Below are 26,265 nucleotides of genomic sequence, written 5' to 3'. Positions count from 1 at the left end.
CGGGTTTGTTACGGTGGATTGACGTCAGGCACGCTTGCCGGATCGATGACGGGCTGCACGATTTGACAATGGCGGGCCGGGCATGGGAAGCGTTGATCGCATTGCGCGATGCAGGCTGCCCGGATTTGACATTCGGCGGCGCCCGGCTGCACGGCGGGATTAACACGGCGTTACAAAATGACGCGCGGCAGGTGGCGGAATTGCCATGCCTGCCGCGCGGGAGACGGGATGCCGGCCGTGAGGCAGGCCATCGCACCGATCGAATTACAGATAGAACATGCGGTCTTCTTCGGGCCGCGGCGGATGGTCTTCGCCGTCCGCGCCTTCTTCCTCGCCGCTGTCCTCGTAGAACGCGAGCACGGCGTCGAGCACCTGGTCGGGATCGTCGATCACCTGCATCAGATTCATGTCTTCCGGATTGATGAGGCCCATCGGAATCAGCTGGTCGCGGAACCACTGCAGCAGCCCCTGCCAGAACGTGCTACCCACGAGAATGATCGGCACGAGGCGCGACTTCTTCGTCTGGATCAGCGTGAGCACCTCGGACAACTCGTCGAGCGTGCCGAAGCCGCCCGGCATCACGATCACCGCGTCGGAGTTCTTCACGAACGTGACCTTGCGCGTGAAGAAGTGGCGGAAGCGCAGCGAGATGTCCTGATAGTGGTTGCCCGCCTGCTCGTGCGGCAACTCGATGTTCAGGCCGACCGACGGCGCCTTGCCGGCGTGCGCACCCTTGTTCGCGGCTTCCATGATGCCGGGGCCGCCGCCGGAGATCACCGCGAAGCCGGCGTCGGACAGCTTGCGCGCGATCTGCACGGCCAGCTTGTAGTGCGGCGTGTCCGGTTTGAGACGGGCAGAACCGTAGATGCTGACGGCCGGGCGGATCTCCGACAGGTACTCGGTCGCCTCGATAAACTCTGCCATAATCGTGAACATCTGCCACGATGCGCGCGCCTTCTTGGCCGTCGCGCGTTCTTGATCTGCGAGCGAACGCAGACTCGGAATCACTTTTCTCTTGTTCATAATGCCTGAAGAACGAAATCTGGAAGGTAAGACCCTGCTATTGGTTGACGGTTCGAGCTATCTGTATCGGGCTTACCATGCGATGCCTGATTTGCGTGGCCCTGGCGGGGAGCCGACCGGAGCGCTCTACGGAATCATCAACATGCTGCGCCGTATGCGCAAGGAAGTCAGTGCAGAGTATAGCGCTTGCGTGTTCGATGCAAAGGGCAAGACGTTCCGCGACGACCTTTATGCCGACTATAAGGCAAACCGTCCGTCGATGCCGCCCGACCTTGCACTGCAGGTCGAGCCGATTCACGGCGCGGTCCGTGCGCTCGGCTGGCCGCTGCTGATGGTCGAGGGCGTCGAGGCCGACGACGTGATCGGCACGCTCGCGCGCGAAGCCGAGCGGCACGGGATGAACGTGATCGTGTCGACCGGCGACAAGGACCTCGCGCAGCTCGTCACCGATCACGTCACGCTCGTCAACACGATGACCAACGAGATGCTCGATCGCGGCGGCGTGATCGAGAAGTTCGGCGTGCCGCCCGAGCGGATCATCGACTACCTCGCGCTGATCGGCGACACCGTCGACAACGTGCCCGGCGTCGAGAAGTGCGGGCCGAAGACGGCTGTGAAATGGCTGTCGCAATACGACAGCCTCGACGGCGTGATCGAACACGCGGGCGAGATCAAGGGCGTGGTCGGCGACAACCTGCGCCGCGCGCTCGACTTCCTGCCGCTCGGCCGCAAGCTCGTGACCGTCGACACGGCCTGCGATCTCGCACCGCATCTCGAATCGATCGAAGCATCGCTGAAGAGCGACGGCGAAGCACGCGACCTGCTGCGCGACATCTTCGCGCGCTACGGCTTCAAGACGTGGCTGCGCGAAGTCGACAGCGCGCCAGCCGAAGGCGGCGGCGCCGATGCGCCGGAAGGCGAGCCGGCGCAAGTGGTCGCGGCGGACATCGTCCGCGAATACGACACGATCCAGACCTGGGAACAGTTCGACGCATGGTTCGCGAAGATCGATGCGGCCGCACTGACCGCATTCGATACCGAAACCACCTCGCTCGATCCGATGACCGCGCGGCTCGTCGGCCTGTCGTTCTCGGTCGAGCCGGGCAAGGCCGCGTATCTTCCGGTCGCGCACCGCGGCCCCGACCTGCCCGAGCAGTTGCCGATCGACGACGTGCTCGCGCGCCTGAAGCCGTGGCTCGAATCGGCCGACCGCAAGAAGGTGGGCCAGCATCTGAAGTACGACGCGCAGGTGCTCGCGAACTACGACATCGCGCTGAATGGGATCGAGCACGACACGCTGCTTGAATCGTACGTGCTCGAATCGCACCGCACGCACGACATGGACAGCCTCGCGCTGCGCCATCTGGGCGTCAAGACGATCAAGTATGAAGACGTGGCCGGCAAGGGCGCGAAGCAGATCGGCTTCGACGAAGTGGCGCTCGAGCAGGCCGCGGCGTACGCCGCCGAAGATGCGGACATCACGCTGCAGCTTCATCATGCGCTGTATCCGCAGGTTGCGCGCGAACCGGGCCTCGAGCGCGTGTATCGCGAGATCGAGATGCCGGTGTCGCTCGTGCTGCGCAAGATGGAGCGCACCGGCGTGCTGATCGACGACGCACGCCTGCAGGCGCAAAGCAGCGAGATCGCGACGCGGCTCATCGAACTCGAGGGCCAAGCGTACGAACTGGCCGGCGGCGAATTCAATCTCGGCTCGCCGAAGCAGATCGGGCAGATCTTCTTCGAGAAGCTGCAGTTGCCGGTCGTGAAGAAGACGCCGAGCGGCGCTCCGTCGACCGACGAAGAAGTGCTGCAGAAGCTGGCCGAGGATTACCCGCTGCCGAAGCTGCTGCTCGAGCATCGCGGGCTGTCGAAGCTGAAGTCGACCTACACCGACAAGCTGCCGCGCATGGTGAATCCCGCAACGGGCCGCGTGCACACGAACTATGCGCAGGCCGTCGCGGTCACGGGCCGCCTCGCGTCGAACGATCCCAATCTTCAGAACATTCCGGTGCGCACGGCCGAGGGCCGGCGGATCCGCGAAGCGTTCATCGCGTCGCCGGGGCACCGCATCGTGTCGGCCGACTATTCGCAGATCGAATTGCGGATCATGGCGCACATTTCCGGCGACGCGTCGCTGCTGCGCGCGTTTTCGCAGGGGGAGGACATCCACCGCGCAACGGCCGCCGAGGTGTTCGGCGTGACGCCGCTGGAGGTCAACTCCGATCAGCGCCGGATCGCGAAGGTGATCAACTTCGGGCTGATCTACGGGATGAGCGCGTTCGGCCTCGCGTCGAACCTCGGCATCACGCGCGATGCGGCGAAGCTGTATATCGACCGCTATTTCGCGCGCTATCCGGGCGTCGCGCAGTACATGGAGGACACGCGCGCGGCAGCGAAGGAAAAGGGCTACGTCGAAACCGTTTTCGGCCGCCGCCTGTGGCTGCCGGAGATCAACGGCGGCAACGGCCCGCGCCGCCAGGCCGCTGAACGTGCGGCCATCAATGCACCGATGCAGGGCACGGCGGCCGACCTGATCAAGCTGTCGATGATCGCGGTGGACGACTGGCTCACGCGCGACCAGCTCGCATCGCGGATGATCATGCAGGTGCACGACGAACTGGTGCTCGAGGTGCCCGACGACGAACTGTCGCTCGTGCGCGAGAAACTGCCGGAAATGATGTGCGGTGTGGCGAAGCTGAAGGTGCCGCTGGTCGCTGAAGTGGGTGCCGGCGCGAACTGGGAAGAGGCACACTGACGCACCCCCGCGTGATTCCCGCGTCCCGCGGCATATTGTTGCAGGGATGCTGAATATCGAGATGGTTTGCTTGTGGTCAACGCGCAAGCTCCCGGACAATGCATGTCAGTCAGGTCATTGTCGCGGGGGCAGCGCGCCCCGCGTTCCGGCGTCGGCGCATCGAAGTGTTTCGAACTGCACATCGATGATGTCCGAACCGGTTAATCCAACGGGCGGCGCGAACGCATCGCGTCTGCATCGTCCGGCGGCAGCAGTTTCGAATCGCAAAGGGGGAATCGGATGCATCGGATCATCATCGTAGGCGGAGGCGCGGGCGGCCTGGAACTGGCGACGCGGCTCGGCGACCGTTACGGCGCGCGCGGCAATCGTCCGGCGCGTGCGCTCGTCACGCTCGTCGACCGCAATCCGACCCACATCTGGAAGCCATTGCTGCACGAGGTCGCGGCCGGCAGCATGGACCCGTTCACGCAGGAACTCGAATACGCAGCCCAGGCACGCTGGCATGGCTTCGAGTTTCAGCAGGGCGAACTGACCGCGCTCGATCGCGCGGCGAAGCGCATCACACTGTCGCCCGTCAACGACAGCGACGGCGCGGAACTGCTGCCTGCGCGCGACCTGGAATACGACACGCTCGTGATCGCGATCGGCAGCACGACGCATTTCTTCGGCGTGCAGGGCGCGGCTGAAAACGCGATTGCGCTCGATACGGTCGGCGAGGCCGAGCGCTTCCGCAAGCGCCTGATCGCCGCGTGCATGCGCGCCGAGCACCAGGCGCCGGCGCAGCCCGCGCCGGGGGCGGCGGACGAGCCGCGCATCCAGGTGGTGATCGTCGGCGGCGGTGCGACGGGCGTGGAGCTGTCCGCTGAACTGCGCAACACCGCGCAGGTGCTGTCCGTCTATGGGCTGCACAAGCTCGACCCGCAGCACGACGTCGGCATCGTGCTGATCGAATCGGGGCCGCGGATTCTGCCTGCGCTGCAGGAGCGCGTCTCGACCGCAACGGCCGAGCTGCTCGAAAAGCTCGGCGTGCGCTTGATGCTCGCGGAGCGCGTGACCGAGGTCGCGCCGGGTTTCGTGCATACGGCGAGCGGCAAGTCGGTGCGCGCGGATCTCACGGTCTGGGCTGCCGGTATCAAGGCGCCGTCCGTGCTGTCGAATCTTGATGGCCTGCAGGTCAACAAGCTCGGCCAGCTCGACGTGCGCCGCACACTGCAGACCTTCACCGACGACAACGTCTTCGCACTCGGCGATTGCGCGGCATGCGTATGGCCCGGCAACGAGCGCAACGTGCCGCCGCGCGCGCAGGCCGCGCACCAGCAGGCGAGCTTTCTGCTGAAGGCGATCGGCTGCCGGCTCGACGGACGTCAGTTGCCCGAGTTCACGTATCGCGATTTCGGTTCGCTCGTGTCGCTCGGTCACTTCAGTGCAGTCGGCAATCTGATGGGCGGGCTGATCGGCGGCAACATGCTGATCGAAGGGCTGTTCGCGCGCTTCATGTATATGTCGTTGTACCGCCTGCACATCGCGGCGCTGCACGGCTATCCGCGCATGGTGCTCGATACGTTTGCTCACTGGCTGCGCCGCACGACGCTGCCGCGCGTCAAGCTGCACTGACCGCGCGGTTCGTGCACCGACGGGCAGGGAACGTGCATCGAGCGTGTTTCCTGCCCGTTGTCGTCTCAGGTGCGGTTGACCGCGGATTCGCGCACCGGGCCTGTTCATTGCGCGTCACTTCGTTTCAATCCACGGACATTCGCGCGCGCGCCGACGCTCGCCGCATCGTCCGCGCATGGCCTTGCCGGGCCGGGTTGCCGCGGTTATCGATACCGTTGGGTGCTACGGCATTGCATCGTCGTAATCGAGTCTTACACATCTGACAGTTGACGCGACAACGGATTATTGGGCATCTTGTCCGGGTTTCCGCTTGCGGCGGGGTGCCACCGCCGCGACATCCGCGCCGTCCGCCGGCGTGGTGCCGGGGCGAGTCCCTAGCCGTGACGGCGGCGCCCAATCGAGGAGTGCATTCATGTTGAAACCCGAAGTCGACAGCCTGGTTCCCCACGTTCCGTTCTCGCGCCGCAAGTTCATGCAGGCCGCGCTGGGCGGCACCTTCGCGGCGGCCGTGCTGCCCGTGTCGGCGCAGACCATCACGACCGACAGCAGCGGGCTGGACGTCGACACCATCGAGATCCGCTCGGGCGACGCGAGCATCCCCGCGTATCGCGCGCAGCCGGTCGACAAGACGAACCTCCCGGTCGTCATCGTGATCCACGAGATTTTCGGCGTGCATGCGCATATCGCCGACGTCTGCCGTCGCTTCGCGAAGCTCGGCTATCTGGCGATCGCGCCCGACCTGTTCGCGCGCCAGGGCAATGCATCGAAGTATCCGACGATGAAGGAGCTGTTCGACAACATCATCAGCAAGGTGCCCGACCGGCAGGTCACCGAGGATCTCGATGCGACCGTCGCATGGGCCGGCAAGAACGGCGGCGACCTGTCGCGTCTCGGCGTGACGGGGTTCTGCTGGGGCGGCCGCCAGGCGTGGCTGTACGCGGAGCACAATCCGCACGTGCGGGCGGCCGTCGCATGGTACGGGTTCGTCGAGGGCTCGACCGACGAGATGACGCCGTTCAATCCGGTCGATCATGCGTCGTTGCTGAAGGTGCCCGTGCTCGGGCTGTACGGCGAGAAGGACACGAACATCACGCAGGCGTCGCTCGCGGACATGCGCAAGGCGATCCAGACGAGCGACTCGAAGCTCGCGCGCCAATCGGAGATCGTCGTGTATCCGGATGCGGGTCACGCGTTCTTCGCCGATTATCGGCCGAGTTACGTGAAGGGCGATGCCGAGGACGGCTGGAAGCGCGCGATCGAGTGGTTCCACAAGTACGGCGTGATGTAAACGAAGAAGCGGCGGCAGATGCCGCCGCCTTGTCGTCGCGCCACGCAGGTGCTTATGGGTTCGGGCCGGTCGCGATCGGCCGCGACGGATCGGCGCTCCATTCGCTCCACGAGCCCGGATACAGCGACGCGCCATGCAACCCCGCGATTTCGAGCGCGAGCGCGTTGTGGCATGCGGTCACGCCGGACCCGCATTGCAGGATCACGCTGTTCGGTTCGGTGCCGGCGAGCAGCGTGGTGAACGTCTCGCGCAGCTCATGACCGGTCTTGAAGCGGCCGTCGGCGGCCAGGTTGTCCTTGAAGAACCGGTTGCGTGCGCCGGGAATGTGGCCGCCGACACGATCGATCGTTTCGTTTTCGCCGCGATAGCGATCCGGTGCACGCGCATCGATCACGACGCGCTTGGCCGACGTCACGTTCGCGAGCACGGCCGCCGCGTCGACCGTCGATTCGAGCGGGGTCGTCGCGCGGAAGTCGCCGGCGGCCGGGTGCGGCACGTCGGCGGTCAGCGGCTGGCCGGCCGCTTCCCATGCCTGCAGGCCGCCGTCGAGCACCGCGACGGAATCGTGCCCGAGCCAGCGCAGCAGCCACCATAGCCGCGCCGCATAGGCGCCGCCTTGTGCGTCATAGGCGATGACCTGCTGGCCCTGCTTGACGCCGCGGCTGGCGATCAGCGTCGCGAATGCGTCGCGGGTCGGCAGCGGATGGCGGCCGTTGGTGCCGGTCTTGCGGCCGGACAGGTCGCGGTCGAGATGGAGATACTGCGCGCCGGGAATATGGCCGGTCGCATAGGCGGCTTCGCCCGCGCCCGGATCGACGAGATCGAAGCGGCAGTCGAACACGGCGACGCTGCCCGGCGCCGCGGCCAGCCGCTCGGCGAGATTGGCTGCGGAGATGAGCGTGGTGTAGTGGGTATGTGGCATGACGGCTCCCTGGAGTGCAAACGGCCTGATACTCCAAGTCTAAACAAAAAAAGACGGGCCGAAACCCGTCTTTTCATATGCCGAATGCCATGCGGCGCCGGCGCGCCGCGCGCGGTCAGATGTCGCCGAGGTGGCGGCGCAGGAACTCGTGGAAGTGCTGCATGCCGTCTTCCATCGGGCTCTGGTACGGACCGACCTGCGATTCGCCGCGCGCCATCAGTGCGCGGCGGCCTGCGTCCATCCGCATCGCGATTTCGTCGTCCTCGACGGCCGTCTCCATATAGGCGGCGCGCTCGGCCTCGACGAACTCGCGCTCGAACAGTGCGATTTCCTCGGGGTAATAGAACTCGACGATGTTGGTCGTCTTCTGCGGGCCGCGCGGAATCAGCCACGACACGACGAGCACGTGCGGATACCACTCGATCATCAGGCCCGGGTAGTAGACCATCCAGATCGCGCCGAACTCCGGCGGCACGCCGTTGCGGAACTTGAGCACCTGCTCGTGCCACTTCTGGTAGGTCGCGCTGCCCGGTTTCGCGAGGGCGTTGTGCACGCCGACCGTCTGCACGCTGTACCAGTCGCCGAACTCCCATTTGAGATCGTCGCACGACACGAAGCTGCCGAGGCCCGGGTGGAACGGAACGACGTGATAATCCTCGAGGTAGACCTCGATGAACGTCTTCCAGTTGTAGTCGCACTCGTGCACTTCGACGTGATCGAAGTGATACTCGGAGAAGTCGAAGTGATGCTTCGTGCCGAGGTTCGCGAGATCGCGCGCGACGTTGCGGCCATCGGCCTCGAACAGCAACCCCTGCCAGTTCTGCAGCGGGCTCTTGCCGAGGTTCAGGCACGGCTTGTCGGGGAAGTGCGGTGCGCCGAGCAGCTGGCCTTCCAGATCGTACGTCCAGCGGTGCAGCGGACACACGATGTTCTGCGTGTGGCCGCGCCCGTTCAGCATGATCGCCTGCCGGTGGCGGCACACGTTCGACAGCAGTTCGATCTGGTTCGCCGGGTTGCGGACCAGCACGCGGCCTTCCTTTTCGGACGGCAGCGCAAAATAATCCCCCGCCTCGGGCACCATCAATTCGTGCCCGACGTAACGAGGTCCTTTCTTGAAGAGGGTTTCGATCTCGCGCTCAAGGAGCGCCTCATCGAAATATGCAGTGACTGGAAGCTGGCTGTGAGCCGACTTCAACTGAAGCGCATCGCTCAGATTGGACATTCCCACTCCCGGTGTTAGCGTGAAAGCAGTGAACAACCCAACCATCGAAAAATCGATTTAGGGAAACGCGGAATTATACCCGGTTCGCCCCGCAAGGCTAGGATTAAGTGCCTGATTTGTGTCAATTTTTTGTCGGCAGGCAATCCGGGTGCGCACCCCGTGTGTCGAAGATGGGGCCGGAAGATGTGCCGGGCTGCCCACGTCGGCAGATCGGAGAATTCTCTTTTGCCGTAGAATGTCCGACTTGTTTTGAAATTTGACACCCTCGTCCATGGCGAAAACCGCATCCCCAGGCGCCACGCCGCCCGGCAATGGCACCGAACCGTTGCCGGACAATTATGAGATGGCGCTCGCGGAACTCGAGACGCTGGTTGCCCGGATGGAAGGCGGCGCGTTGAGCCTCGAGGATTCACTGGCGGCGTATCGCCGCGGTGCGACCCTCGTTGCGTTTTGCCAACAGCAGCTCGAGAAAGTGGAGCAGCAGGTTCGCGTGCTCGACGGCGCGACGCTGAAGCCGCTTTCGTCCGGAACGGCCGCCACGGACGGCGAAGACGACGATCTATGACATTCGAACAATGGATGCGGTCCGTGCTAGACCGTGTCGAGGACGCACTCGGCCACTATTTGCCGGCTGATAATGTAGTGCCCACGCAACTTCACGAAGCGATGCGCTACGCGGTCCTCGGCGGCGGCAAACGCGTTCGCCCGCTGCTGTGCCATGCAGCAGGCGAACTGACCGGCGCGACCGAAGCGGCGCGCAACGCAGCGGCGGCGGCGCTGGAGATGATCCACGTTTACTCGCTCGTGCACGACGACATGCCGTGCATGGACGACGACGCGCTGCGACGCGGCAAGCCGACCGTGCACGTGCAGTACGACGAGCCGACGGCCCTGCTGGTCGGCGATGCGCTGCAGTCGCAGGCATTCGTCGCGCTGACCGACGCCGCGGCACTGACTCCGGTGCAGCAGGCTGCGCTCGTGCGCGAGCTGGCGCTGGCGAGCGGCTCGATCGGCATGGCCGGCGGGCAGGCGATCGACCTGGCGAGCGTCGGCCTCAAGCTGACGCGCGAACAGCTCGAGACGATGCACCGGATGAAGACGGGCGCGCTGCTGCGTGCCGCCGTGCGGATGGGCGCGCTGGCAGGCGAGACGCCGTCGGCGGAAGCGATGGCCGCGCTCGACGTTTACGCGGGAGCCGTGGGTCTGGCCTTCCAGGTCGTCGACGACATTCTCGACGTCACGACCGATTCGGCGACGCTCGGCAAGACGGCCGGCAAGGATGCGGCGAACGACAAGCCGACGTACGTATCGATCCTCGGCCTCGACGCATCGCGTGAGCTCGCGGCCCAGCTGCGCGCCGAAGCGCACGATGCGCTGAAACCGTTCGGCGCACGCGCACAGCGTCTCGCCGAACTTGCCGACCTGGTGGTGAACCGGGTCAGCTGACGCGAAGCCCGCCGCTGCGCACACGCTACGGTGCGTGCAATAGAATGCGGGCGCGTTTGATTTCCTACAATGGAACGACGATGTACGACTTGCTGAAAACCATCGACGACCCGGCGGATCTGCGCCGCCTCGATCGTCGCCAACTCCAACCGCTCGCGGATGAACTGCGCGCGTTCGTGCTCGACAGCGTGTCGAAGACGGGCGGCCATCTGTCGTCCAACCTCGGGACGGTCGAGCTGACGATCGCGTTGCACTACGTGTTCAACACGCCGAACGACCGGATCGTCTGGGACGTGGGTCATCAGACCTACCCGCACAAGATCCTGACGGGCCGCCGCGACCAGATGCATTCGCTGCGCCAGTACGACGGCATCTCGGGTTTCCCGCGCCGCAGCGAGTCCGAATACGACACGTTCGGCACCGCGCACTCGAGCACGTCGATCTCGGCGGCGCTCGGGATGGCGATCGGCAGCCAGCTGAACGGCGACGACCGCTTCTCGATCGCGGTGATCGGCGACGGCGCGATGACGGCCGGCATGGCGTTCGAGGCGATGAACAACGCGGGCGTGTCGGAGGATGCGAAGCTGCTCGTGATCCTCAACGACAACGACATGTCGATTTCGCCGCCGGTCGGCGCGCTGAACCGCCATCTCGCCCGCCTGATGTCGGGCCGCTTTTACGCGGCCGCGCGCGCGGGCGTCGAGCGCGTGCTGAGCGTCGCGCCGCCGGTGCTCGAACTCGCGCGCAAGCTCGAGGAGCACGCGAAGGGCATGGTCGTGCCGGCCACGTTGTTCGAAGAGTTCGGCTTCAACTACATCGGCCCGATCGACGGTCACGATCTCGATTCGCTGATCCCGACGCTGCAGAACATCCGCGAACTGCGCGGCCCGCAATTCCTGCACGTGGTGACGAAGAAAGGCCAGGGCTACAAGCTCGCCGAAGCCGATCCCGTGCTCTACCACGGCCCCGGCAAGTTCAACCCGGCAGAAGGCATCAAGCCGTCGACCACGCCCGCGAAGAAGACGTACACGCAGGTCTTCGGCGAATGGCTGTGCGATGAAGCCGAGCGCGATTCGCGCGTCGTCGGCATCACGCCCGCGATGCGCGAAGGCTCGGGCATGGTCGAGTTCGAGAAGCGTTTCAAGGATCGCTATTACGACGTCGGCATCGCCGAGCAGCACGCGGTGACGTTCGCGGGCGGCCTCGCGACCGAAGGGCTGAAGCCCGTCGTCGCGATCTACTCGACGTTCCTGCAGCGTGCGTACGACCAGCTGATCCACGACGTCGCGCTGCAGAATCTGCCGGTCGTGTTCGCGATCGACCGCGCGGGCCTCGTCGGCGCGGACGGTGCGACGCACGCGGGCGCGTACGATCTCGCGTTCATGCGCTGCATTCCGAACATGACGATCATGGCAGCGTCCGACGAGAACGAATGCCGCCAGATGCTGCACACGGCGCTTCAGCAGCCGAACCCGACCGCGGTGCGCTATCCGCGCGGCGCGGGCACGGGCGTGGCGACGGTGAAGGAATTCACCGAAATCCCGCTCGGCAAGGGCGAAGTGCGTCGCCGCACGTCGCAGCCGGAAGGCAAGCGCGTCGCGATTCTCGCGTTCGGCACGATGGTTGCGCCGTCGCTCGTGGCGGGCGAGGAGCTCGATGCAACGGTCGCGAACATGCGCTTCGTGAAGCCCGTCGATGCGGCGCTCGTGCGTGAACTCGCCGAGACGCACGACTACCTCGTCACGGTCGAGGAAGGCTGCGTGATGGGCGGTGCGGGCTCGGCCTGCGTCGAAGCCCTGATGGACAGTGGGGTTATCCGACCCGTAATACAATTGGGCCTCCCTGACCAGTTCATCGATCACGGCGATCCCGCGAAGCTGCTGTCGCAATGCGGCCTTGACGGCGCGGGCATCGCGAAGTCGATTCGCGAACGCTTCCTGAGCCCGGCGGCCGATGTCGCCGGTCAGGCGAAGCGCGTCGCGTAAGCTGGCGCCGCCTGCGGGCGGCGTCGGTGCGACTGGCGCAACCGGTCTACATTGATGCGGAAAACATGGGCCTGCGGGCCCATGTTGCTTTTCCGGCTGCCGCATGACGCGGCGTGCGCGTCGTCGGACGCGCGGCTTACAAGGATTGAACAAGATGAACCAGATGAATCCCGCCTTCGTGATGCCCGACGTGCAGAGCACGGTGGATACCCGCCAGATTCCGATTCAGCGCGTGGGCGTGAAGGCGGTCCGGCATCCGTTGACGGTGTGCACCGAGAGCGGCGACGTGCAGCCGACCGTCGGCGTCTGGAATCTCGACGTGCGCCTGCCTGCCGATCAGAAGGGCACGCACATGTCGCGCTTCGTCGCGCTGCTCGAGGAGAATCGTGCGCCGCTGACGGTCGCGCGCTTCCGTGCGATGCTCGCGTCGATGCTCGAGAAGCTGGAAGCCGAGGCCGGCCGCATCGAGGTCACGTTCCCGTACTTCGTAAACAAGACGGCGCCGGTGTCGGGCGTGCAGAGCCTGCTCGACTATGAAGTGACGCTCGCGGGCGAAAGCCGCAACGGCGAAGCGCGCCTGTTCCTGAAGGTGCTCGTGCCGGTGACGAGCCTGTGCCCGTGCTCGAAGAAGATTTCGCAGTACGGCGCGCACAACCAGCGCTCGCACGTGACGATCGACGCCGAGCTCGCGGCCGACCTGCCGGTCGAGGCGCTGATCCGCATCGCGGAAGAAGAGGCGTCGTGCGAGCTGTGGGGCTTGCTGAAGCGTCCGGACGAGAAGTTCGTCACGGAGCGTGCGTACGAAAACCCGAAGTTCGTCGAGGATCTGGTGCGCGACGTCGCGCAGCGTCTCGATGCGGACGAGCGCGTGGTCGCCTATGTGCTCGAAGCCGAGAACTTCGAGTCGATCCACAATCACAGCGCGTATGCGCTGATCGAGCGCGACAAGCGGCACGCCGCGTAACGTTGTGCCGCTGCGGCGTTTTGCCGCTGCAACGGAAAAGGCCGCTCGATCGAGCGGCCTTTGTGTTTTGGCTGGCGTATTCCGAAACGTGCCGGTGCGTCGTGCGAATCAGCGTGCGAGCGACGCGAGATCCCAGCGCGGTTTCACCGTGAACGCGTAGTCGGCGTTCGCCTGCTCGGGCCAGCGGCCGAGCCGCAACGCGCCGGCGAGCGCGATCATCGCGCCGTTGTCGGTGCAGAGCGCGAGATCCGGATAGTGCACGTCGAAGCCGCGCTTGGCCGCGGCGGCCGACAGCGCCGCGCGCAACTGGCGGTTCGCGCCGACGCCGCCCGCGACGACGAGGCGCTTGAGCTTCGTCTTCTTGAGTGCGGCGAGCGACTTCGCGACGAGCACGTCGACGGCCGCGTCGACGAAGCCGCGCGCGAGATCGGCCTTCGCGCGTTCGAGTGCTTCGCCTTCGAGTTTTGCCGCCTCGAACTTCTTCATCTGCGTGAGCACGGCCGTCTTCAGGCCGCTGAAGCTGAAGTCGAGATCGCCCGAATGGAGCATCGGGCGCGGCAGCACGACGGCGCCCGGCGTGCCCGTTTCCGCGAGCTTCGACACTTCCGGGCCGCCCGGGTAGCCGAGGCCGATCAGCTTCGCCGTTTTGTCGAAGGCTTCGCCGGCCGCGTCGTCGAGCGTCTCGCCGAGCGTCTCGTACACGCCGACATCGGTCACGCGCATCAGCTGCGTGTGGCCGCCCGACACCAGCAGCGCGATGAACGGAAACGGCGGCGGCTCGTCGACGAGCAATGGGGACAGCAGATGGCCTTCGAGGTGATGGATGCCGACGGTCGGCTTGTTCCATGCCAGCGCGAGCGCGTTCGCGATGCTCGCGCCGACCAGCAGCGCGCCGGCGAGGCCGGGGCCTTGCGTGAATGCGATCGCGTCGATGTCCTCGCGGTGCGTGCCGCTTTGCGCCATGACTTCCTCCAGCAGCGGCAGCGCGCGGCGGATGTGGTCGCGCGATGCGAGCTCGGGCACGACGCCGCCGTATTCGCGGTGCATCGCGATCTGCGAATGAAGCGCGTGCGCGAGCAGGCCGCGCTGCGTGTCGTAGAGCGCGAGGCCGGTTTCGTCGCAGGAGCTTTCGATGCCGAGAACGAGCATGGTAGAGGCGGGGCGAGCTGCGTCGAGCGCGCCGCGGGAAGGTAAACGTAACCGCAAATTATAGCAGGCGAGGGCCTGCCGCCGCTGGGGTGCGGCCCGGGTGCGCGGCCGGGCAGGTACAATCCGCGCCATGGAAACTTATGACATCGCTAATGCCGTTGATTTTAAAGGGTATTTTTCGGTGTTCTGAGTGCGCGTGTACTAGCAATGTGTCCCAGCACGGAGACTAGCGAACCGCCCCCGTTTTCCACGCCCGGAGGGCGGCTTTATCCCGCCAGTCGCAAGCCTCCATCGCGGCTCGTTCATTAATCAGAGCTTGAGCCAAATCCGCCACCGTTTTACCTGCCGGTCGCGGTGCATGGGCGCAGTCTTGCAAGTACGCGTCCGGAATACCTCCCGAACTCCCCGCAGCACACCCCGCCAGTACCGCCGCAATGATCGCGGCCCCTCCGATTTTAATTCCCCGCATTCGCATCCCCGTAGATCGCGTCCCAGACAACATCAGGGACGACAGTTTCAGCAACCGCAGGGTTCACCTTGATCGCCTCTGCCAGCCTGTCTGAGGCCGCCTTCGCGCGTTTCTGCGCCGCTCTTTCCGCGTCTTTCTGCGCGTCGAGCGCCCGCGCGTACCCATCTCGCTCCCGTTCGACCTTCTGCACCCGGTCCTCTAGTTCGCTCGCGCGCGCGTGCTCGTGCTTTGCGTAGAGTCCCGCACCGGCCGCACCTATTGCCGCGACAAGGAACAGGGCCGCGAGAATCTGATCAATTCCCCGCATCAGTCGTCTTTCTTTGGCGTTGGTTGGTCGCCCAGCTTGCGCCACAGGGACCAGTCCTTATCGATCAAGCCGCTCTTGAGCGCCACCGCAGTACGTGCCACACGGGGCAAAGCGCCCCAGATATAGCAGACCGATAGGACAATCGAAGCGATCGCCGCGTAGGTACTGAGCGGCAGAGTAGTGAGGCCGTAAAGCGCGGTTCCGGTTGCTGCTCCTACCTTCACCGCTGATGCGGCGGCACTATCGGCCGCCTCCTGAAAAATGCCCATTTGCTCCTTTGTTAGATGAGGCCAGTCCCGTCGATGACGAGGAAGTGCAAGTGATACGCCTCGCTGAAACCTACCCAGTTCGGAGGCGTTCCCGCCCAATCCTGCTGATACCACGCAACCGTGTCTCCGGCCGTTCGAAATAGAGTGAGACTGGGCCGGTATGTACCGTCACCTGAAATGAGGGTATGGCATGGGAACGGGCACGATACGAGCACCGGGCGGCCGTAAGAGCGGGACTCCGTAGGCGGATGTGGATGACCTATACCGCTACCGTTCCAGCCATAACCGGGTACGTACTGAATATGGAACGCGTCCACAACTCGGTAAAACGGCCGCGATGAATCCGCGACGAGGGCGCCAGTCTCCGAAAATACTTGCAATCCGAAATTTCCGCCGACCGGCGGCGTCGTGTCGAATACGAAGAATCGAACCGTTGTTTGCTGCCACGTAACGATTCGGATTGTGTGGAAGTTGCCGGAGACTTGATGGTCCCAGACGGTAGCGCCGACTCCTCCATCTGATGCGAAGGCGTACAGCGGCGTGTTAGCCGTGAACGAAAATGTTGCGACCCAGAACGTACCGTCGAACCACTTGCCAACGTCGTTGTAGGCAACATGAAGACCCATGCTTTGGGACACTGCGGCGAGTGACTGAACGCATTGAAAGTTTGGCGTCCGTCCGTCGATCTGGTACAGCCCACCATCAGTGAACGCCTGAAACCCGACAGTCAATCAGTAGACCCCATAGACGAGGGTTCCCGGCATCGGCGTTCGATAGTTTGTTGACGATCCGGAGTAGAACCAGCTAATTCCGTTCACGTCGATTTGTACTACAGGGACAGGCGCGTTACCCGAAACGTGCCGAAATTGCCAGTCTGGAGTGAACGCCCAAAAGGGCGTCCCGCCAGAAAGATCGGCTACTCTTGAGCCAGAGCTACCGCTTTCATCCAGTCGAACCACTCCGACCACACGTCCGGCGCGAGTAGTTGCGTCCAGAGCGATGCGGCCTTGCTGGTCCCAGATTTGCAGACCTACAGGCATTAGTAGAACCCGAGGCGATACCGGAGGGTTCCGTTAGCGTCGAAGCCCCGCACGCCGTTACTGTCAATGTTCAATCGGTTTCCTTGTCCGTCCGTATTGTTGATTTCAAACCAGCCACTCTTATCAAGCCGCCATCCTTGCCGCCCCGCCACGTAGTTGTCGGACTGGATGTAACTCCCAATCATCGCGTTCGTGATGCGCCCATTTCCGATGAACACGTCATTGAGAAACACTTGTCCGCCTTGCACGATAAACGGAGAACTCACGGCGGAGCCGTTCGGATCGATGATTGCAAACCGTGATGCGGACATCAAAATTTGCGATTCCACGTCACCGCCGCTCCCGTTGACGCCTAGCGAGATGCCCGCCATGTACGTCCGGCCGTCTTTCGTGATTTGTGTCTTAACGGTGTACGAGGCGGACAATTGCCCGTTGAGATCGGCGTATGATTTGGCGACGGTTTGAACTGCGGCGGCGTTGTCGTTTGCCTGTGCCTGTACAGTCGTGATCTGCTGTGCCTGCGCGCTGTCCGCTGTCGCGCGCGCTTCGGATTCGGTACGGACCACCGCTATCAATTCGTTATTGGCATTCTCGAACTGGGCCGTGATTGTATCGACGCGATTTGCAAGAGCTAGGTCCGCCTCTGCGCGTGCCGACTGTTCCGACCAGACGCCCGCGTAAACGGAAGCGGAGCCAGCTTTACCTCCATCGTCACCGGCCATAGGCGGATTCATCTGCGCGGATAGCCGCCCATGTACTGCTGTCGCAGTTCAACGCGGAATTGCTCCGCGCGTTCGTCGAAGTCGCCCGTAAAGGTGTTCTCCTCCATCATGTTGTCGCCGTGCACCGTGACACTCGGAACCGGGACGGGGATCGTCCAACCGAAATACCACTCCATGAAGTCCGACGCGGCGAGCATGCATGCATGAAGGAGCGCACTCGATTCAAACAGGACAGACTTGTGCGCATCCTTGTACAGCGCGTCGTGAACCTGATTGACCAGGAGCGCAAGGCCGTTGAAGTTCTTCCGGGCATAGAACGCACGAATCGCGAGCCACATTGCCGCCTTGGCCCACTCGCCGCCCGCACCCTGAACCTCGTAGTTCGCAATCTCGGTCGGGCTGAATGACTGCGGCATCCCGCCTTGCTGGATGAGCCATTTGGGCGCGGGTGATTCGCGGTACACGCCGTCTTTCATTCATTAACGAGAAGGAAATTCTATACTTGGCATACGACCTCAAAGCGAAAATTGCAGAAGCGAAGAAAACCGGCCCGAACATGAACGAGGCGCAGGCGGGCGGAGAGTGGACTCCTCCGGCTGCTGGCATCGCGCGTGCACGATTCGTCGGCTACTTCGAGCTTGGCACGCATGAGGAAGAATTCGAGGGCAAGAAGCGCGACCGCGAGAAGGTCGATCTTGTGTTCGAACTGAGCGGCCCGAATCACGAACCGATCAAGGCAGCAGACGGGACGCTGATCCCGATTCGCATCACGGCTCAAGAGACCCTGAGCTTTAGCGAGAAGGCGCATTTCTTCAAGCTGTTTGCATCGATGAACGCCGCGCACGGCGGCACGGCTACACACATGGCCGAACTGCTGGGTAAGCCGTTCATCGTGGAGATTTTCCATCGCAAGAGCAAGGACGGTAAGCGCACGTATGCGAATCTGCGCGGCCCGAACGGCTACAACGTGAAGGGTACGACGGTGCAAGACCCGCTGTCGGGTAAGCCGGTTCTGGTCGAGGTCGCGGCTGCACTTACGGATGTGAAGGCGTTCATCTGGGACGTTGCCGATAAGGAGATGTGGGACACGATCTTTATCGAAGGCAAGTACCCGGAGCGCAAGGACGAAAAGACCGGCGAGGTTGTCAGTCCGGAGCGTTCGAAGAACGTGATTCAGGAAAAGATCATGTCCGCGAAGAACTGGAAGGCGCACCCGCTCGCGGCCATTGTCGCCGCTGGCGGTCAAGAGCCGGACCTTCCGGATGCGGAAACGCCGGAACGCAGTACGCCGGAGAACGAAGCAGCAGCCGACCCGCTGGCCGCTATCGGTTGAACGAGGCTCTACGCGCAAAGATAGCGCGTGCGGCGGCGGAATGTCCTCAAGCTGGGGCGGGAACATTCCCGCCCATCGAGCCGGGGCGAGTCCTTCACCTGGACGGCGACTATCTAGCCTACTTCGCAGCGGGCAACGACGACACCCAGCCGGGTCAGGCGCGACGATCCGCGTTCGACCGCATCGAGACAACGCGTCTGCGCACTGGATCGGAATCGGTAGTTGTCCACTTGTCCGCGAGCGGTTGCACGAAGGCGCACCGGTTTCTCATTGCGACGGTTAAGCCGTACCAAGGACAACGCCACAAACGCAAGCCGCGTAACTGGCAATTCCTCCGGGAAGTCCTTGAGCATTACGAGGGGCCGAACTTCCGTCCTAAGGTTTGGGTAACGCGAGAAGCCGATGACGGCATGGCCCATTGCTCGCACCTGTCGGACATTGCCATTTCGACGCGGGACAAGGATATGCGGATGCTTCCGGGCCTACATATCAACTGGATGTCATGGGAGTTAACGACGGTCCCGCGTGGTGCGTTCGACGTAACCGGTACGGATGGGTTGCAGTACGGCCTTAAGTGGTTCTACCTGCAAATGCTCCAAGGCGACACAGCCGACAACATCCCCGGACTGCCGTTGCTCTTCGGTCAGCAGTGCGGTGACGCCCGAGCCGTGAAGTACCTCGCTGGAGTCACGAACAAGGAGGACGCCTACGACCGCGTACAGACCGCATACGCCGATCATTACGGCGCGACATGGGCTGATGCCCTCGTAGAACAAGCGGGCCTACTATGGCTGCGTACGGACGCCCAAGCGAGTATCGCGAACGTCGCGGAAGCATTCCCCGACTGCCCCCACATCGAGCGCGCTTTGGAGCGCCTGGAAGCGCGCGTAACACAGGAGTTGAATGACCTTCAAAAAATTGTCCAAGGGTGACTTGGCAGACTACCGCGAGAAGTTGCGGAAAGAGCAGGGCAACCGATGCCCGATCACTGGTTGGCATCTTACTGACGACATCGTAGCCGACCACTGCCACAAATCCGGGATGATGCGGGCGGCGCTTCCTCGCTGGGTGAACGCAGTATTGGGCCGCGTCGAGAACTGGGCCGGCCGCGTAGGCGGTGGTGTTCCGGTTCCGACGTTCCTCCGCAAGTGCGCCGACTACATCGAGCATTACCAGCTTTTCCCGTCGTTCGTGTTCCATCCGCTGCACAAGACGCCGGAGGAGAAGAAGGAGGCGGCCAAGAAGAATGCAGCGAAGCGACGCGCAGCGAAGAAGGCGGAGGCCCGCAAGTGAGGAAGAAGCCCCGCATCCTGTCCTTGGACATCGAAACTTCTCCGATCCTGGCTCACGTGTGGTCGCTCTGGAAACAGAACGTCGGGCTGAACCAGATTCACAGCGAATGGTGCATCTTGTCATTCTGTGCGAAGTGGCTGGACGATCCCCGCGTGATCTACCACGACACCAGCGGGCAGCGAAACAAGGAGGACGACCGGCGCATTGTCCGCAAGCTGTGGAAACTGCTGGATCAAGCCGATATCGTCGTCGCACAGAACGGTGTCAAGTTTGATGTACGAAAGATCAATGCGCGGTTCATTTTGCTTGGCATGCAGCCGCCGTCGCCGTTCCGCGTTGTCGATACGATGCTAGAGGCCCGGAAGCATTTCGGGTTCACGTCAAATAAGCTGGAATGGCTCACGGCGAAGCTGTGCAAGACACATAAAAAGCAGAAGCATGCGCAGTTTCCCGGCTTCGAGCTTTGGCGCGAATACCTCGCGGGCAATCCGGCAGCAGCGGCCGAAATGCGGGCCTACAACACGGATGACGTGCTGAGTCTGGAGGAGTTGTACCTTGTCCTCCGGCCGTGGATCACGGGACACCCGAACGTAGGCAACTACGACAGCGCTGTAGGCGACGGCCCGAAGTGTGACCGATGCGGGAGTACGAACGTACGCCGGAAGGGCCTCCGCTATACCCAAGTCGGGCAGTACCCGCGATTCCACTGTCAAGCGTGCGGCGCATGGAGCCGTGGCCGCCTAACGGTCAATTCGAAGCAGCACAAGGCGAACCTGTTGGTTAGCTGATGACCTCACACGTTCCAACGTTCTACCAATGCGGGCGTATAGCAGCGTCGGAGGGATTCGACGTTGCGGACGTTCCTTTTGATCGCGGCACATTCGCCCGTGGCGAGTGGCTGCGTGGATTCCATGCCTATGCCGATGAAGCCCTTACTTATTCACGCAGCAGAGGAAGCGGCGGAGTTCACGCAAGCCGCGATGAAGAACGCCCGGAGTGATTGGGGTAGACGGAAATTGACAGACGAGGCCGCCGACTTGGCGGCTTTTCTTTTGGTGATGCAGGAGCGCGGCGCGATTGACCCTGAGCGATTCGGGAAGCGTCTCGCGAAGAAGCTGAGAAAGATGAGGAGGAAGTATGGAAGGCGTTAAGACTGCGGCGACGACAGCCGGTCGGATTTATGTCGCGGGCCTTGAGCCGACGCGCGCGCGCGGGATGAAGTTCGACGGCGGTAAGCCCCGTTTCGATCTGCTGGAGTTCGGTTGTCCGGATGCGCTCTTAGGCGTCGTCAAGGTGATGACCTGGGCTATCGAGGTGAAGGGCTATGAGCCGCATTCGTGGCAGGGCGTTGAGGACGCGGAGACTCGCTACACCGCCGCTATCCGTCGTCACCAAAATGCACGCGCGCGCGGCCAATTGAATGACCCGGAAAGCGGCTATCCGGAGGAATGGCATATCGCAACAAACGCCCTGTTCCTCGCGCAACTGCGACATAACCGAGATGCCAGTGTCCTCCAGCCGGTCTAAGTCCGTCTACTACAAAGACACGCGGGTAGCGCCTAACAGCGACCTATACGCAGCGTTGCAGGACGCGAAGAATCCAAACGCATCCGCAGCGGATCGAAAGGAAGCGGCAGCACGCGCCGAACGCATCTATCAAGAGTGCGAGCGCGAGTATCAACGAACGTACAAGGAGAAGATTTGAAGGAAATCGTAGCCAAGGCATTTATCGCGGCGTCGCTGCTGGACGCGCTGGGAATGCATCAAGACCCGGCCGCCAGGGAGGTTCAGGAGTTCATCAAGGCGCATCCGGAGTTGGACGCCGCCATTATGCAGGCACTGGACCTCCCGGAAACGGAAGCGGTGGTCACTGAGCTTGCGCGGACAGCCGCGCGGGAAGTGCTGGAGTTGCTCAAGAAGTATGCGAGCGAGACGGCTTGAGCGTTCAAGCCTGCATCAACCAAGCGGCCTACAACGCGTTCTACGATCTGGCCGCGTGCGCTCTGGAGACCCACAACCCGAAGCGTGCAGCACAGCGGATTGTTGAGGCGCGAGACTATCTCTCACAGGCGGATGTGAATCGGCTGGTTCGGGAGCTTGAATCTGAGTATTACGAGTTCACTTAATTTGCCGGATTCTCGATAGCGCCGGCCACGCAGTGTCTTCGCATGGACGATAGTCGGTGAGAACATCAAGGTCGCGAACAGGAATGACCTGTCGAAATCGTCGGAGAGTTTGCGACAGGTACTCATCTTCGGGGGGCGGGGAGCCTCGGACTGTCCATGAAGGACGACGGCGGGAACATGATGGCGTTGTGGGCGCTAAGTCGAGAGGCAGTATGCGATCTCGGTAACATCTTCAAGGTGATCGAAGAGTTCACGATTCCAAATCTCGCGAGGCAGGTACAGATGTCGGAAAGCCTTGCGGCCACACGGGCAGGCGTACCACAGTCTCCCTCTATCAGCGAGCAGTGCTATCGAGAATGACGAACTTCATACGTAGAGTTCGTGAAAAAAAATAAGAAAGGGTTTAGGATAAATTCGTGTAGCAGGTAGCGCCGCTACATAAAGCGAAGCCGCCGACTCGGCCAGGAATCGGCGGCTAATTTAAACCTGAGTAAGGAGGTGCGACATGCACCCGCTTCATCCGTCGGTGTTGTACTTCGCAATCGCTGTGAACTACTTGATCTTGGCGTGGTTCCATCTGCGTTGAGCAGGTTAGGGCGAGAGCTGTGCGAGGTGATCGCCCTAGGCCAAGTATCGTTACAAGCATTTCTTGTAACGACGCTTGCAGTCTAGCACTGTGATGCTAGGCGTCAAGTGAGCTAAACGGGCCTGTGGAGTTTTGGCCCTGGTGAATCGCGCCTTGGCGTGGTGAACCTCCGACCGCCTCTTAGAAATAAGCGGCGGTCTTGTCACGTCTATAAGGAGTTGATGCACTCGATTGCTGAGTACCAGAGCCTTCGCGAAAAGGCCGTAGCAGTATCCCTTACCGAGATTCCGGAAGTCCGTCCGTATGCCAGACGCCATGTCGAGCGACTTCAACAACTAGATCATGCCGGGAAGGTGATCAAACAGCTTTGCCGGGAAGCGCAAAGTAGCCGCCGCACGACGGATGATGCTGGCCTGACGAACCGGGAAGCACTCTACGCGGGCCTCAGTGCGTTCCGTGATGCCCTGGAGACTGCCAAGCAGACCAAGCGGAAGATCTCCAAGATCGAACACAAGGGCGGCAAGTACAACCCCCTCAACGCCGTCGATGTCGCCGCCCAGGCGGATGCCACATGGGACGCGATTTGCGGCATGCTGGGCCGGATGGCAGACCCGGATAGACCGCTGAGTGCGCAGACTCTCGCGGGAGCCTTGGCGGGCCGCCTCCGCAATCTGACCGGCGGCGCACCGGAGTACGGCGAACTCGGATACGAACGGGCCGCCTTGCTTCTGCTGGATCACTTCTGCGCGGCTACGGGTTGGCTGGAGGAGCGAACCGGCGAAGCCAAGATGATGAGCCGCACGCGTAAGCCGAACACATTCCACCTCACAGCGCGATTCATGAACGAGGTAGCTGGCGACGGCCTCGCCGTAGACTTCGCGGAACGGCGGCCGATGCTTGTCCCTCCCGTGCCGTGGACGACGTTTGCAACGCATGGCGGATACCTTCACGACCAGATTCCAGCGGTGCGGGGCACGCGCCGCCCGATTGAGTCGGAAGTGATCGTGTCGGCGTTGAATGCGTTGCAGGCGACGCGCTTTCGAGTGAATCGCCGCGTGCTTGAGGTCGCACAGACGTTCAAGACGAATGCGGAGGACATGCGCGGGGCCGTTATCAATGGCAAGTACATCGAAGCCCGCCACGACACGCCGGAATCGCTTCGACGCGCCAAGACAATCCGCAGTGCGCTTACTTTGGCTGCAATGCAAGAGCTTGTAGACGAGGAGGCGTTTTACTTCCCGTGGAATCTCGATTGGCGCGGCCGGATGTATCCCGCAACGAGCATCATCAGTCCACAGGGCGCGGACCTGTGTAAGGGTTGCTTGGAATTCGCGGACGGCACGCCGCTAGGTCGGGATGGGGCAAAGTGGCTCGCAATCCACCTCTGCAATCTTGCCGGTGAGGACAAAATCACTGTGGACGGAAAGAAAGTCCACCGCACGCCAGAGGAGCGGGAGCAGTGGTCGCGCGACAACACACAGGCGATTCTCTCGTATGCAGAGAACCCGCGAATCAACACAGGTTGGCACCGCGCGGATAAACCGTGGCAATTTCTCGCAGCGTGCTTCGAGTGGGCCGGGTATCAGGACGAGGGTGACGCGTTCCGCAGTCGCCTTGCGGGCGCGCTGGACGGAAGCTGTAGCGGGGTGCAAATGCTTGCGGGGATGACTCGCGATGCGTCTGCCGGCGCAATGGTGAATCTCGTTCCCGCTCCGCGTGGCGATGACTATTACGGCCGGATGGCGGACGCCTTATCGAAGCGCCTGTACGGTCTTGTTGATTCTGCCGATGCGGCTACGATGGCGCGCCTTCAATTCTGGGCTGAGATGTCGATCGACCGCGACCTGTTGAAAGGTCCGAGCATGACGAAGGTGTATAGCGCCGGGACGTACACATTCGGGGAGCAAGTGCAAAACAAGACCGGTGCGCCGGATGCTGAATCAATGTGGTTGGCTTCGCAAATCAACGCGTGCTTTTCTGATGTCGCGCCGGGGATGCTCAACGCGATGGCCTACCTACAGGCTGTGTCCGATGTGATGACAGCGGCGGGCCTCCCGTTGGTATGGCGAACGCCTGCGGGTCTGCGAGTGGAGCAGGCGCGGCTAGCCCGCAAGTCGGTGCGCCTGGAGACACAAATCAGCGGCCCCGAATCGCGACGCTCGCGCACGTTCTCGGTGGACACGGACGACCTTAGTAAGAACGATCAACGGGCCGGAGTAGCCCCGAACTTTGTGCATGGCGTCGATGCCTCCCACATGGCCTACGTCGTCAATGATCTGCACGGGAAGGGTGTCCGCAACTTCTGGATGATTCACGACTCGTTCGGCGCACCGTTCGCTCAATGCGGGGATGTATTTCGCAGCACGCGCGAGCAGTTTATCGAACTGATGTCGCCGGACTTGTTGCGCTCTTGGACCGATGGCGTCGTCGCAGGCCTCACAGACGAACAGCGTGCAGCACTTCCGCAGCTTCCCGATTACGGGGCGCTTGATCTAAGCGTGGTCCGAGAATCGATTTACGCGTGGTTCTAGCTTTCATCGTGTAAGCGCGTGTAAACTTCTCACTGGGGCTAACAAACACAAATCGAACAAAGACAATGATTAAACGACTTACTGCTGTAGCTGTTCTTTCTGCATTTCTGGCCGCGTGTGGCGGGGGCGACGATAACGGCGCATCCACTCCGGCAAATAGTGGACCTGCAATCAAGCTGACGTACACAGGCGCACCGCTCGTTGCGGCCACAACCAAAGCGCGCGTTATGGCTGCCGTGGACACGCCCGCATCAGCTCCGGTTGCAGCAGATTCGCAGGACACCATCGCGCGCTTGCAAGACGCGTTCAAGGCGCGCGGTGCCGATATCGGCGTGTATCCCGGCATCATCAACGGATCGAAGCTGCACGACATCGTTATGAGCGTGAACAACGGTGAAGCGCCGACCGCCGCCGAGATGGCAGCAGCAAACGTCAACATTTCAACGTGGACGTTGGTGAACTTCCAGTACGACGACATGACGGGCTACGTTGACACGCCGGAAAAGAAAGCGGCAGCAGCGCAGTTCTACAAAGACATCCGCGTGTTTGCCGCGCGGGAGTACATCAAGGGCAACGTGGTGTACTTCGCCCGGCCGATCCTGTCGTGTCTGCCCGACAAGCTAGACGCACAGGGGGATGCCATTCAGACATCGACTGTCTCACTGTGGTCCGCGTTGGGTAGCGGCGGGGATAACGTCGGGCATGCAATCGGCGGCATCCGGCCGACTCCGGACCAGATGGGGAGCGACTGCCAAACGCCCGACACGACGGCCCAAGCATCGTACATCGACAGCGTTGTTGATCCGCTTGTGACCGACTACAAGAACGCCTTGGACACCATCAACAAGTGCAAGCACAGCCCCGAATCGATCCCGGAGAATGAACGCGCGGGGCAGTGCTGGGGCATCACGCCCGACAAGAAGTAATTAAACCTCGCGTGATTCGGAGGCTACCTTGACGCTAGCGTTTAGGAGTCTCCGAAGCGCGATGACCTCCAGGACCATACGGCGAACGTCAGCGCCGTCAACCCTCTCAGGGTGCTTCCACCACCCGCGCAATGTGCCTGTGTCCGGAGACACGAATTCCGGCAGCGGGTCTGTTCCTGCGGGAGCCGATGCGTACGACAGCGCTTGCTCGGTAGACTGTAAGCCGTCAATAAACGACGCCCTACCAATGGTAGGCAGAAGGTCAGATGCTAAGTGTCCGCGTGGACACATGCAC

General features: G+C 62.6%; 26 protein-coding genes and 1 pseudogene. 18 read left to right on the top strand and 9 right to left on the bottom strand.

Annotation, left to right across the window (positions count from 1 at the left end):
* Nucleotides 1-264 precede the first annotated feature (264 nt).
* The gene (locus WS49_RS18405) at nt 265-1,023 is read right to left on the bottom strand and encodes a TIGR00730 family Rossman fold protein (RefSeq protein ID WP_059531499.1); all 759 of its coding nucleotides are present in this window, start codon (nt 1,021-1,023) and stop codon (nt 265-267) included.
* Nucleotide 1,024: 1 nt separating this feature from the next.
* Here WS49_RS18405 and polA point away from each other — a divergent pair, with 1 nt between their 5' ends.
* From polA to WS49_RS18390, 3 genes are all read left to right on the top strand, one after another.
* Nucleotides 1,025-3,778, top strand: coding sequence for a DNA polymerase I (gene polA / locus WS49_RS18400; protein ID WP_059531496.1), 2,754 nt, complete (start codon nt 1,025-1,027; stop codon nt 3,776-3,778).
* 279 nt (nt 3,779-4,057) lie between these two features.
* The gene (locus WS49_RS18395; RefSeq protein ID WP_059531493.1) at nt 4,058-5,392 is read left to right on the top strand and encodes an NAD(P)/FAD-dependent oxidoreductase; all 1,335 of its coding nucleotides are present in this window, start codon (nt 4,058-4,060) and stop codon (nt 5,390-5,392) included.
* A 412-nt stretch (nt 5,393-5,804) separates the two neighbouring features.
* Nucleotides 5,805-6,680 (top strand): dienelactone hydrolase family protein, encoded by an 876-nt coding sequence (locus WS49_RS18390; protein ID WP_059531490.1) that lies wholly within the window; start codon nt 5,805-5,807, stop codon nt 6,678-6,680.
* 52 nt (nt 6,681-6,732) lie between these two features.
* Here the strand turns inward: WS49_RS18390 and WS49_RS18385 are convergent, their stop codons facing one another.
* Both WS49_RS18385 and WS49_RS18380 read right to left on the bottom strand, forming a co-directional pair.
* Nucleotides 6,733-7,602 (bottom strand): sulfurtransferase, encoded by an 870-nt coding sequence (locus tag WS49_RS18385; RefSeq protein ID WP_059531487.1) that lies wholly within the window; start codon nt 7,600-7,602, stop codon nt 6,733-6,735.
* A gap of 115 nt (nt 7,603-7,717) precedes the next feature.
* Nucleotides 7,718-8,824 carry an aromatic ring-hydroxylating oxygenase subunit alpha gene (locus WS49_RS18380; protein ID WP_059531486.1) on the bottom strand — a complete coding sequence of 369 codons (1,107 nt, stop codon included), beginning with the start codon at nt 8,822-8,824 and terminating at the stop codon, nt 7,718-7,720.
* A gap of 271 nt (nt 8,825-9,095) precedes the next feature.
* Between WS49_RS18380 and WS49_RS18375 the strand changes: the two genes are divergently transcribed.
* The 4 genes from WS49_RS18375 (at nt 9,096) to folE2 (ending at nt 13,219) form a co-directional block, all read left to right on the top strand.
* Nucleotides 9,096-9,389, top strand: a complete 294-nt coding sequence (locus WS49_RS18375) for an exodeoxyribonuclease VII small subunit (protein ID WP_006479428.1) — start codon at nt 9,096-9,098, stop codon at nt 9,387-9,389.
* The gene (locus tag WS49_RS18370) at nt 9,386-10,270 is read left to right on the top strand and encodes a polyprenyl synthetase family protein (protein ID WP_059531483.1); all 885 of its coding nucleotides are present in this window, start codon (nt 9,386-9,388) and stop codon (nt 10,268-10,270) included. Before WS49_RS18375 ends, WS49_RS18370 begins: the two co-directional genes overlap by 4 nt.
* A gap of 80 nt (nt 10,271-10,350) precedes the next feature.
* Nucleotides 10,351-12,255 carry a 1-deoxy-D-xylulose-5-phosphate synthase gene (gene dxs / locus WS49_RS18365; RefSeq protein WP_059531480.1) on the top strand — a complete coding sequence of 635 codons (1,905 nt, stop codon included), beginning with the start codon at nt 10,351-10,353 and terminating at the stop codon, nt 12,253-12,255.
* 154 nt (nt 12,256-12,409) lie between these two features.
* Nucleotides 12,410-13,219, top strand: a complete 810-nt coding sequence (gene folE2, locus WS49_RS18360; RefSeq protein ID WP_059531477.1) for a GTP cyclohydrolase FolE2 — start codon at nt 12,410-12,412, stop codon at nt 13,217-13,219.
* 108 nt (nt 13,220-13,327) lie between these two features.
* Here folE2 and tsaD read toward each other — a convergent pair whose 3' ends face one another.
* The 6 genes and pseudogenes from tsaD to WS49_RS18335 all read right to left on the bottom strand — a co-directional run bounded on the left by tsaD (nt 13,328) and on the right by WS49_RS18335 (nt 17,651).
* Nucleotides 13,328-14,368 (bottom strand): tRNA (adenosine(37)-N6)-threonylcarbamoyltransferase complex transferase subunit TsaD, encoded by a 1,041-nt coding sequence (gene tsaD / locus WS49_RS18355; RefSeq protein WP_059531475.1) that lies wholly within the window; start codon nt 14,366-14,368, stop codon nt 13,328-13,330.
* A 226-nt stretch (nt 14,369-14,594) separates the two neighbouring features.
* Nucleotides 14,595-14,837, bottom strand: a complete 243-nt coding sequence (lysC, locus tag WS49_RS36635; RefSeq protein WP_441294170.1) for an Rz1-like lysis system protein LysC — start codon at nt 14,835-14,837, stop codon at nt 14,595-14,597.
* A complete protein-coding gene (locus tag WS49_RS18350) occupies nt 14,824-15,144 on the bottom strand; it encodes a hypothetical protein (RefSeq protein WP_059531472.1) in 321 nt (106 codons plus the stop codon). Before WS49_RS18350 ends, lysC begins: the two co-directional genes overlap by 14 nt.
* A complete protein-coding gene (locus WS49_RS18345) occupies nt 15,144-15,413 on the bottom strand; it encodes a hypothetical protein (protein WP_059531469.1) in 270 nt (89 codons plus the stop codon). The genes WS49_RS18350 and WS49_RS18345 overlap by 1 nt, the downstream gene beginning before the upstream one ends.
* 1,039 nt (nt 15,414-16,452) lie before the next feature.
* Nucleotides 16,453-17,187 (bottom strand): annotated as a pseudogene (locus tag WS49_RS18340) (DUF1983 domain-containing protein); the annotation flags it as partial.
* Nucleotides 17,184-17,651 carry a hypothetical protein gene (locus WS49_RS18335; RefSeq protein ID WP_059531464.1) on the bottom strand — a complete coding sequence of 156 codons (468 nt, stop codon included), beginning with the start codon at nt 17,649-17,651 and terminating at the stop codon, nt 17,184-17,186. The gene WS49_RS18335 and the pseudogene WS49_RS18340, both read right to left, overlap by 4 nt.
* Before the next feature lie 26 nt (nt 17,652-17,677).
* Between WS49_RS18335 and WS49_RS18330 the strand changes: the two genes are divergently transcribed.
* From WS49_RS18330 to WS49_RS18285, 11 genes are all read left to right on the top strand, one after another.
* Nucleotides 17,678-18,508 carry a hypothetical protein gene (locus WS49_RS18330; RefSeq protein WP_059531461.1) on the top strand — a complete coding sequence of 277 codons (831 nt, stop codon included), beginning with the start codon at nt 17,678-17,680 and terminating at the stop codon, nt 18,506-18,508.
* Nucleotides 18,505-19,440 carry a phosphodiesterase gene (locus WS49_RS18325; protein ID WP_257127736.1) on the top strand — a complete coding sequence of 312 codons (936 nt, stop codon included), beginning with the start codon at nt 18,505-18,507 and terminating at the stop codon, nt 19,438-19,440. The genes WS49_RS18330 and WS49_RS18325 overlap by 4 nt, the downstream gene beginning before the upstream one ends.
* A complete protein-coding gene (locus WS49_RS18320) occupies nt 19,412-19,801 on the top strand; it encodes an endonuclease domain-containing protein (RefSeq protein ID WP_059531458.1) in 390 nt (129 codons plus the stop codon). The genes WS49_RS18325 and WS49_RS18320 overlap by 29 nt, the downstream gene beginning before the upstream one ends.
* Nucleotides 19,798-20,589 carry a ribonuclease H-like domain-containing protein gene (locus WS49_RS18315; RefSeq protein ID WP_059531455.1) on the top strand — a complete coding sequence of 264 codons (792 nt, stop codon included), beginning with the start codon at nt 19,798-19,800 and terminating at the stop codon, nt 20,587-20,589. The genes WS49_RS18320 and WS49_RS18315 overlap by 4 nt, the downstream gene beginning before the upstream one ends.
* 129 nt (nt 20,590-20,718) lie before the next feature.
* The gene (locus tag WS49_RS18310) at nt 20,719-20,952 is read left to right on the top strand and encodes a hypothetical protein (RefSeq protein ID WP_257127737.1); all 234 of its coding nucleotides are present in this window, start codon (nt 20,719-20,721) and stop codon (nt 20,950-20,952) included.
* Nucleotides 20,939-21,328 (top strand): dATP/dGTP diphosphohydrolase domain-containing protein, encoded by a 390-nt coding sequence (locus WS49_RS18305; RefSeq protein WP_218921272.1) that lies wholly within the window; start codon nt 20,939-20,941, stop codon nt 21,326-21,328. Before WS49_RS18310 ends, WS49_RS18305 begins: the two co-directional genes overlap by 14 nt.
* A gap of 174 nt (nt 21,329-21,502) precedes the next feature.
* Entirely contained in the window at nt 21,503-21,742 is a 240-nt protein-coding gene (locus WS49_RS18300; protein ID WP_059531448.1) for a hypothetical protein, read from the top strand.
* Nucleotides 21,739-21,927 carry a hypothetical protein gene (locus WS49_RS33800; protein ID WP_082725538.1) on the top strand — a complete coding sequence of 63 codons (189 nt, stop codon included), beginning with the start codon at nt 21,739-21,741 and terminating at the stop codon, nt 21,925-21,927. Before WS49_RS18300 ends, WS49_RS33800 begins: the two co-directional genes overlap by 4 nt.
* 156 nt (nt 21,928-22,083) lie before the next feature.
* Nucleotides 22,084-22,287 carry a hypothetical protein gene (locus WS49_RS18295; RefSeq protein ID WP_059531445.1) on the top strand — a complete coding sequence of 68 codons (204 nt, stop codon included), beginning with the start codon at nt 22,084-22,086 and terminating at the stop codon, nt 22,285-22,287.
* Between the two features lie 447 nt (nt 22,288-22,734).
* A complete protein-coding gene (locus tag WS49_RS18290; protein ID WP_059531442.1) occupies nt 22,735-25,044 on the top strand; it encodes a DNA-directed RNA polymerase in 2,310 nt (769 codons plus the stop codon).
* Between the two features lie 68 nt (nt 25,045-25,112).
* Nucleotides 25,113-25,970 (top strand): hypothetical protein, encoded by an 858-nt coding sequence (locus WS49_RS18285; RefSeq protein ID WP_373557197.1) that lies wholly within the window; start codon nt 25,113-25,115, stop codon nt 25,968-25,970.
* Nucleotides 25,971-26,265: the final 295 nt, after the last annotated feature.

Origin of the sequence: Burkholderia sp. RF7-non_BP4 (assembly GCF_001521935.1) — a bacterium.
Lineage (GTDB): Bacteria > Pseudomonadota > Gammaproteobacteria > Burkholderiales > Burkholderiaceae > Burkholderia > Burkholderia diffusa.
Note: the sequence above shows the minus strand (reverse complement) of the source record. Positions and strands in the feature narration are given on the sequence as shown.

Excerpts from the sequence above, each read along its gene's own strand:
- WS49_RS18405 (WP_059531499.1), bottom strand. The coding sequence starts at position 1,023 with ATGAACAAGAGAAAAGTGATTCCGAGTCTGCGTTCGCTCGCAGATCAA.
- polA (WP_059531496.1), top strand. The coding sequence starts at position 1,025 with ATGCCTGAAGAACGAAATCTGGAAGGTAAGACCCTGCTATTGGTTGAC.
- WS49_RS18395 (WP_059531493.1), top strand. The coding sequence starts at position 4,058 with ATGCATCGGATCATCATCGTAGGCGGAGGCGCGGGCGGCCTGGAACTG.
- WS49_RS18390 (WP_059531490.1), top strand. The coding sequence starts at position 5,805 with ATGTTGAAACCCGAAGTCGACAGCCTGGTTCCCCACGTTCCGTTCTCG.
- WS49_RS18385 (WP_059531487.1), bottom strand. The coding sequence starts at position 7,602 with ATGCCACATACCCACTACACCACGCTCATCTCCGCAGCCAATCTCGCC.
- WS49_RS18380 (WP_059531486.1), bottom strand. The coding sequence starts at position 8,824 with ATGTCCAATCTGAGCGATGCGCTTCAGTTGAAGTCGGCTCACAGCCAG.
- WS49_RS18375 (WP_006479428.1), top strand. The coding sequence starts at position 9,096 with ATGGCGAAAACCGCATCCCCAGGCGCCACGCCGCCCGGCAATGGCACC.
- WS49_RS18370 (WP_059531483.1), top strand. The coding sequence starts at position 9,386 with ATGACATTCGAACAATGGATGCGGTCCGTGCTAGACCGTGTCGAGGAC.
- dxs (WP_059531480.1), top strand. The coding sequence starts at position 10,351 with ATGTACGACTTGCTGAAAACCATCGACGACCCGGCGGATCTGCGCCGC.
- folE2 (WP_059531477.1), top strand. The coding sequence starts at position 12,410 with ATGAACCAGATGAATCCCGCCTTCGTGATGCCCGACGTGCAGAGCACG.
- tsaD (WP_059531475.1), bottom strand. The coding sequence starts at position 14,368 with ATGCTCGTTCTCGGCATCGAAAGCTCCTGCGACGAAACCGGCCTCGCG.
- lysC (WP_441294170.1), bottom strand. The coding sequence starts at position 14,837 with ATGCGGGGAATTAAAATCGGAGGGGCCGCGATCATTGCGGCGGTACTG.
- WS49_RS18350 (WP_059531472.1), bottom strand. The coding sequence starts at position 15,144 with ATGCGGGGAATTGATCAGATTCTCGCGGCCCTGTTCCTTGTCGCGGCA.
- WS49_RS18345 (WP_059531469.1), bottom strand. The coding sequence starts at position 15,413 with ATGGGCATTTTTCAGGAGGCGGCCGATAGTGCCGCCGCATCAGCGGTG.
- WS49_RS18335 (WP_059531464.1), bottom strand. The coding sequence starts at position 17,651 with ATGAAAGACGGCGTGTACCGCGAATCACCCGCGCCCAAATGGCTCATC.
- WS49_RS18320 (WP_059531458.1), top strand. The coding sequence starts at position 19,412 with ATGACCTTCAAAAAATTGTCCAAGGGTGACTTGGCAGACTACCGCGAG.
- WS49_RS18310 (WP_257127737.1), top strand. The coding sequence starts at position 20,719 with ATGCCGATGAAGCCCTTACTTATTCACGCAGCAGAGGAAGCGGCGGAG.
- WS49_RS18305 (WP_218921272.1), top strand. The coding sequence starts at position 20,939 with ATGGAAGGCGTTAAGACTGCGGCGACGACAGCCGGTCGGATTTATGTC.
- WS49_RS18295 (WP_059531445.1), top strand. The coding sequence starts at position 22,084 with ATGAAGGACGACGGCGGGAACATGATGGCGTTGTGGGCGCTAAGTCGA.
- WS49_RS18290 (WP_059531442.1), top strand. The coding sequence starts at position 22,735 with ATGCACTCGATTGCTGAGTACCAGAGCCTTCGCGAAAAGGCCGTAGCA.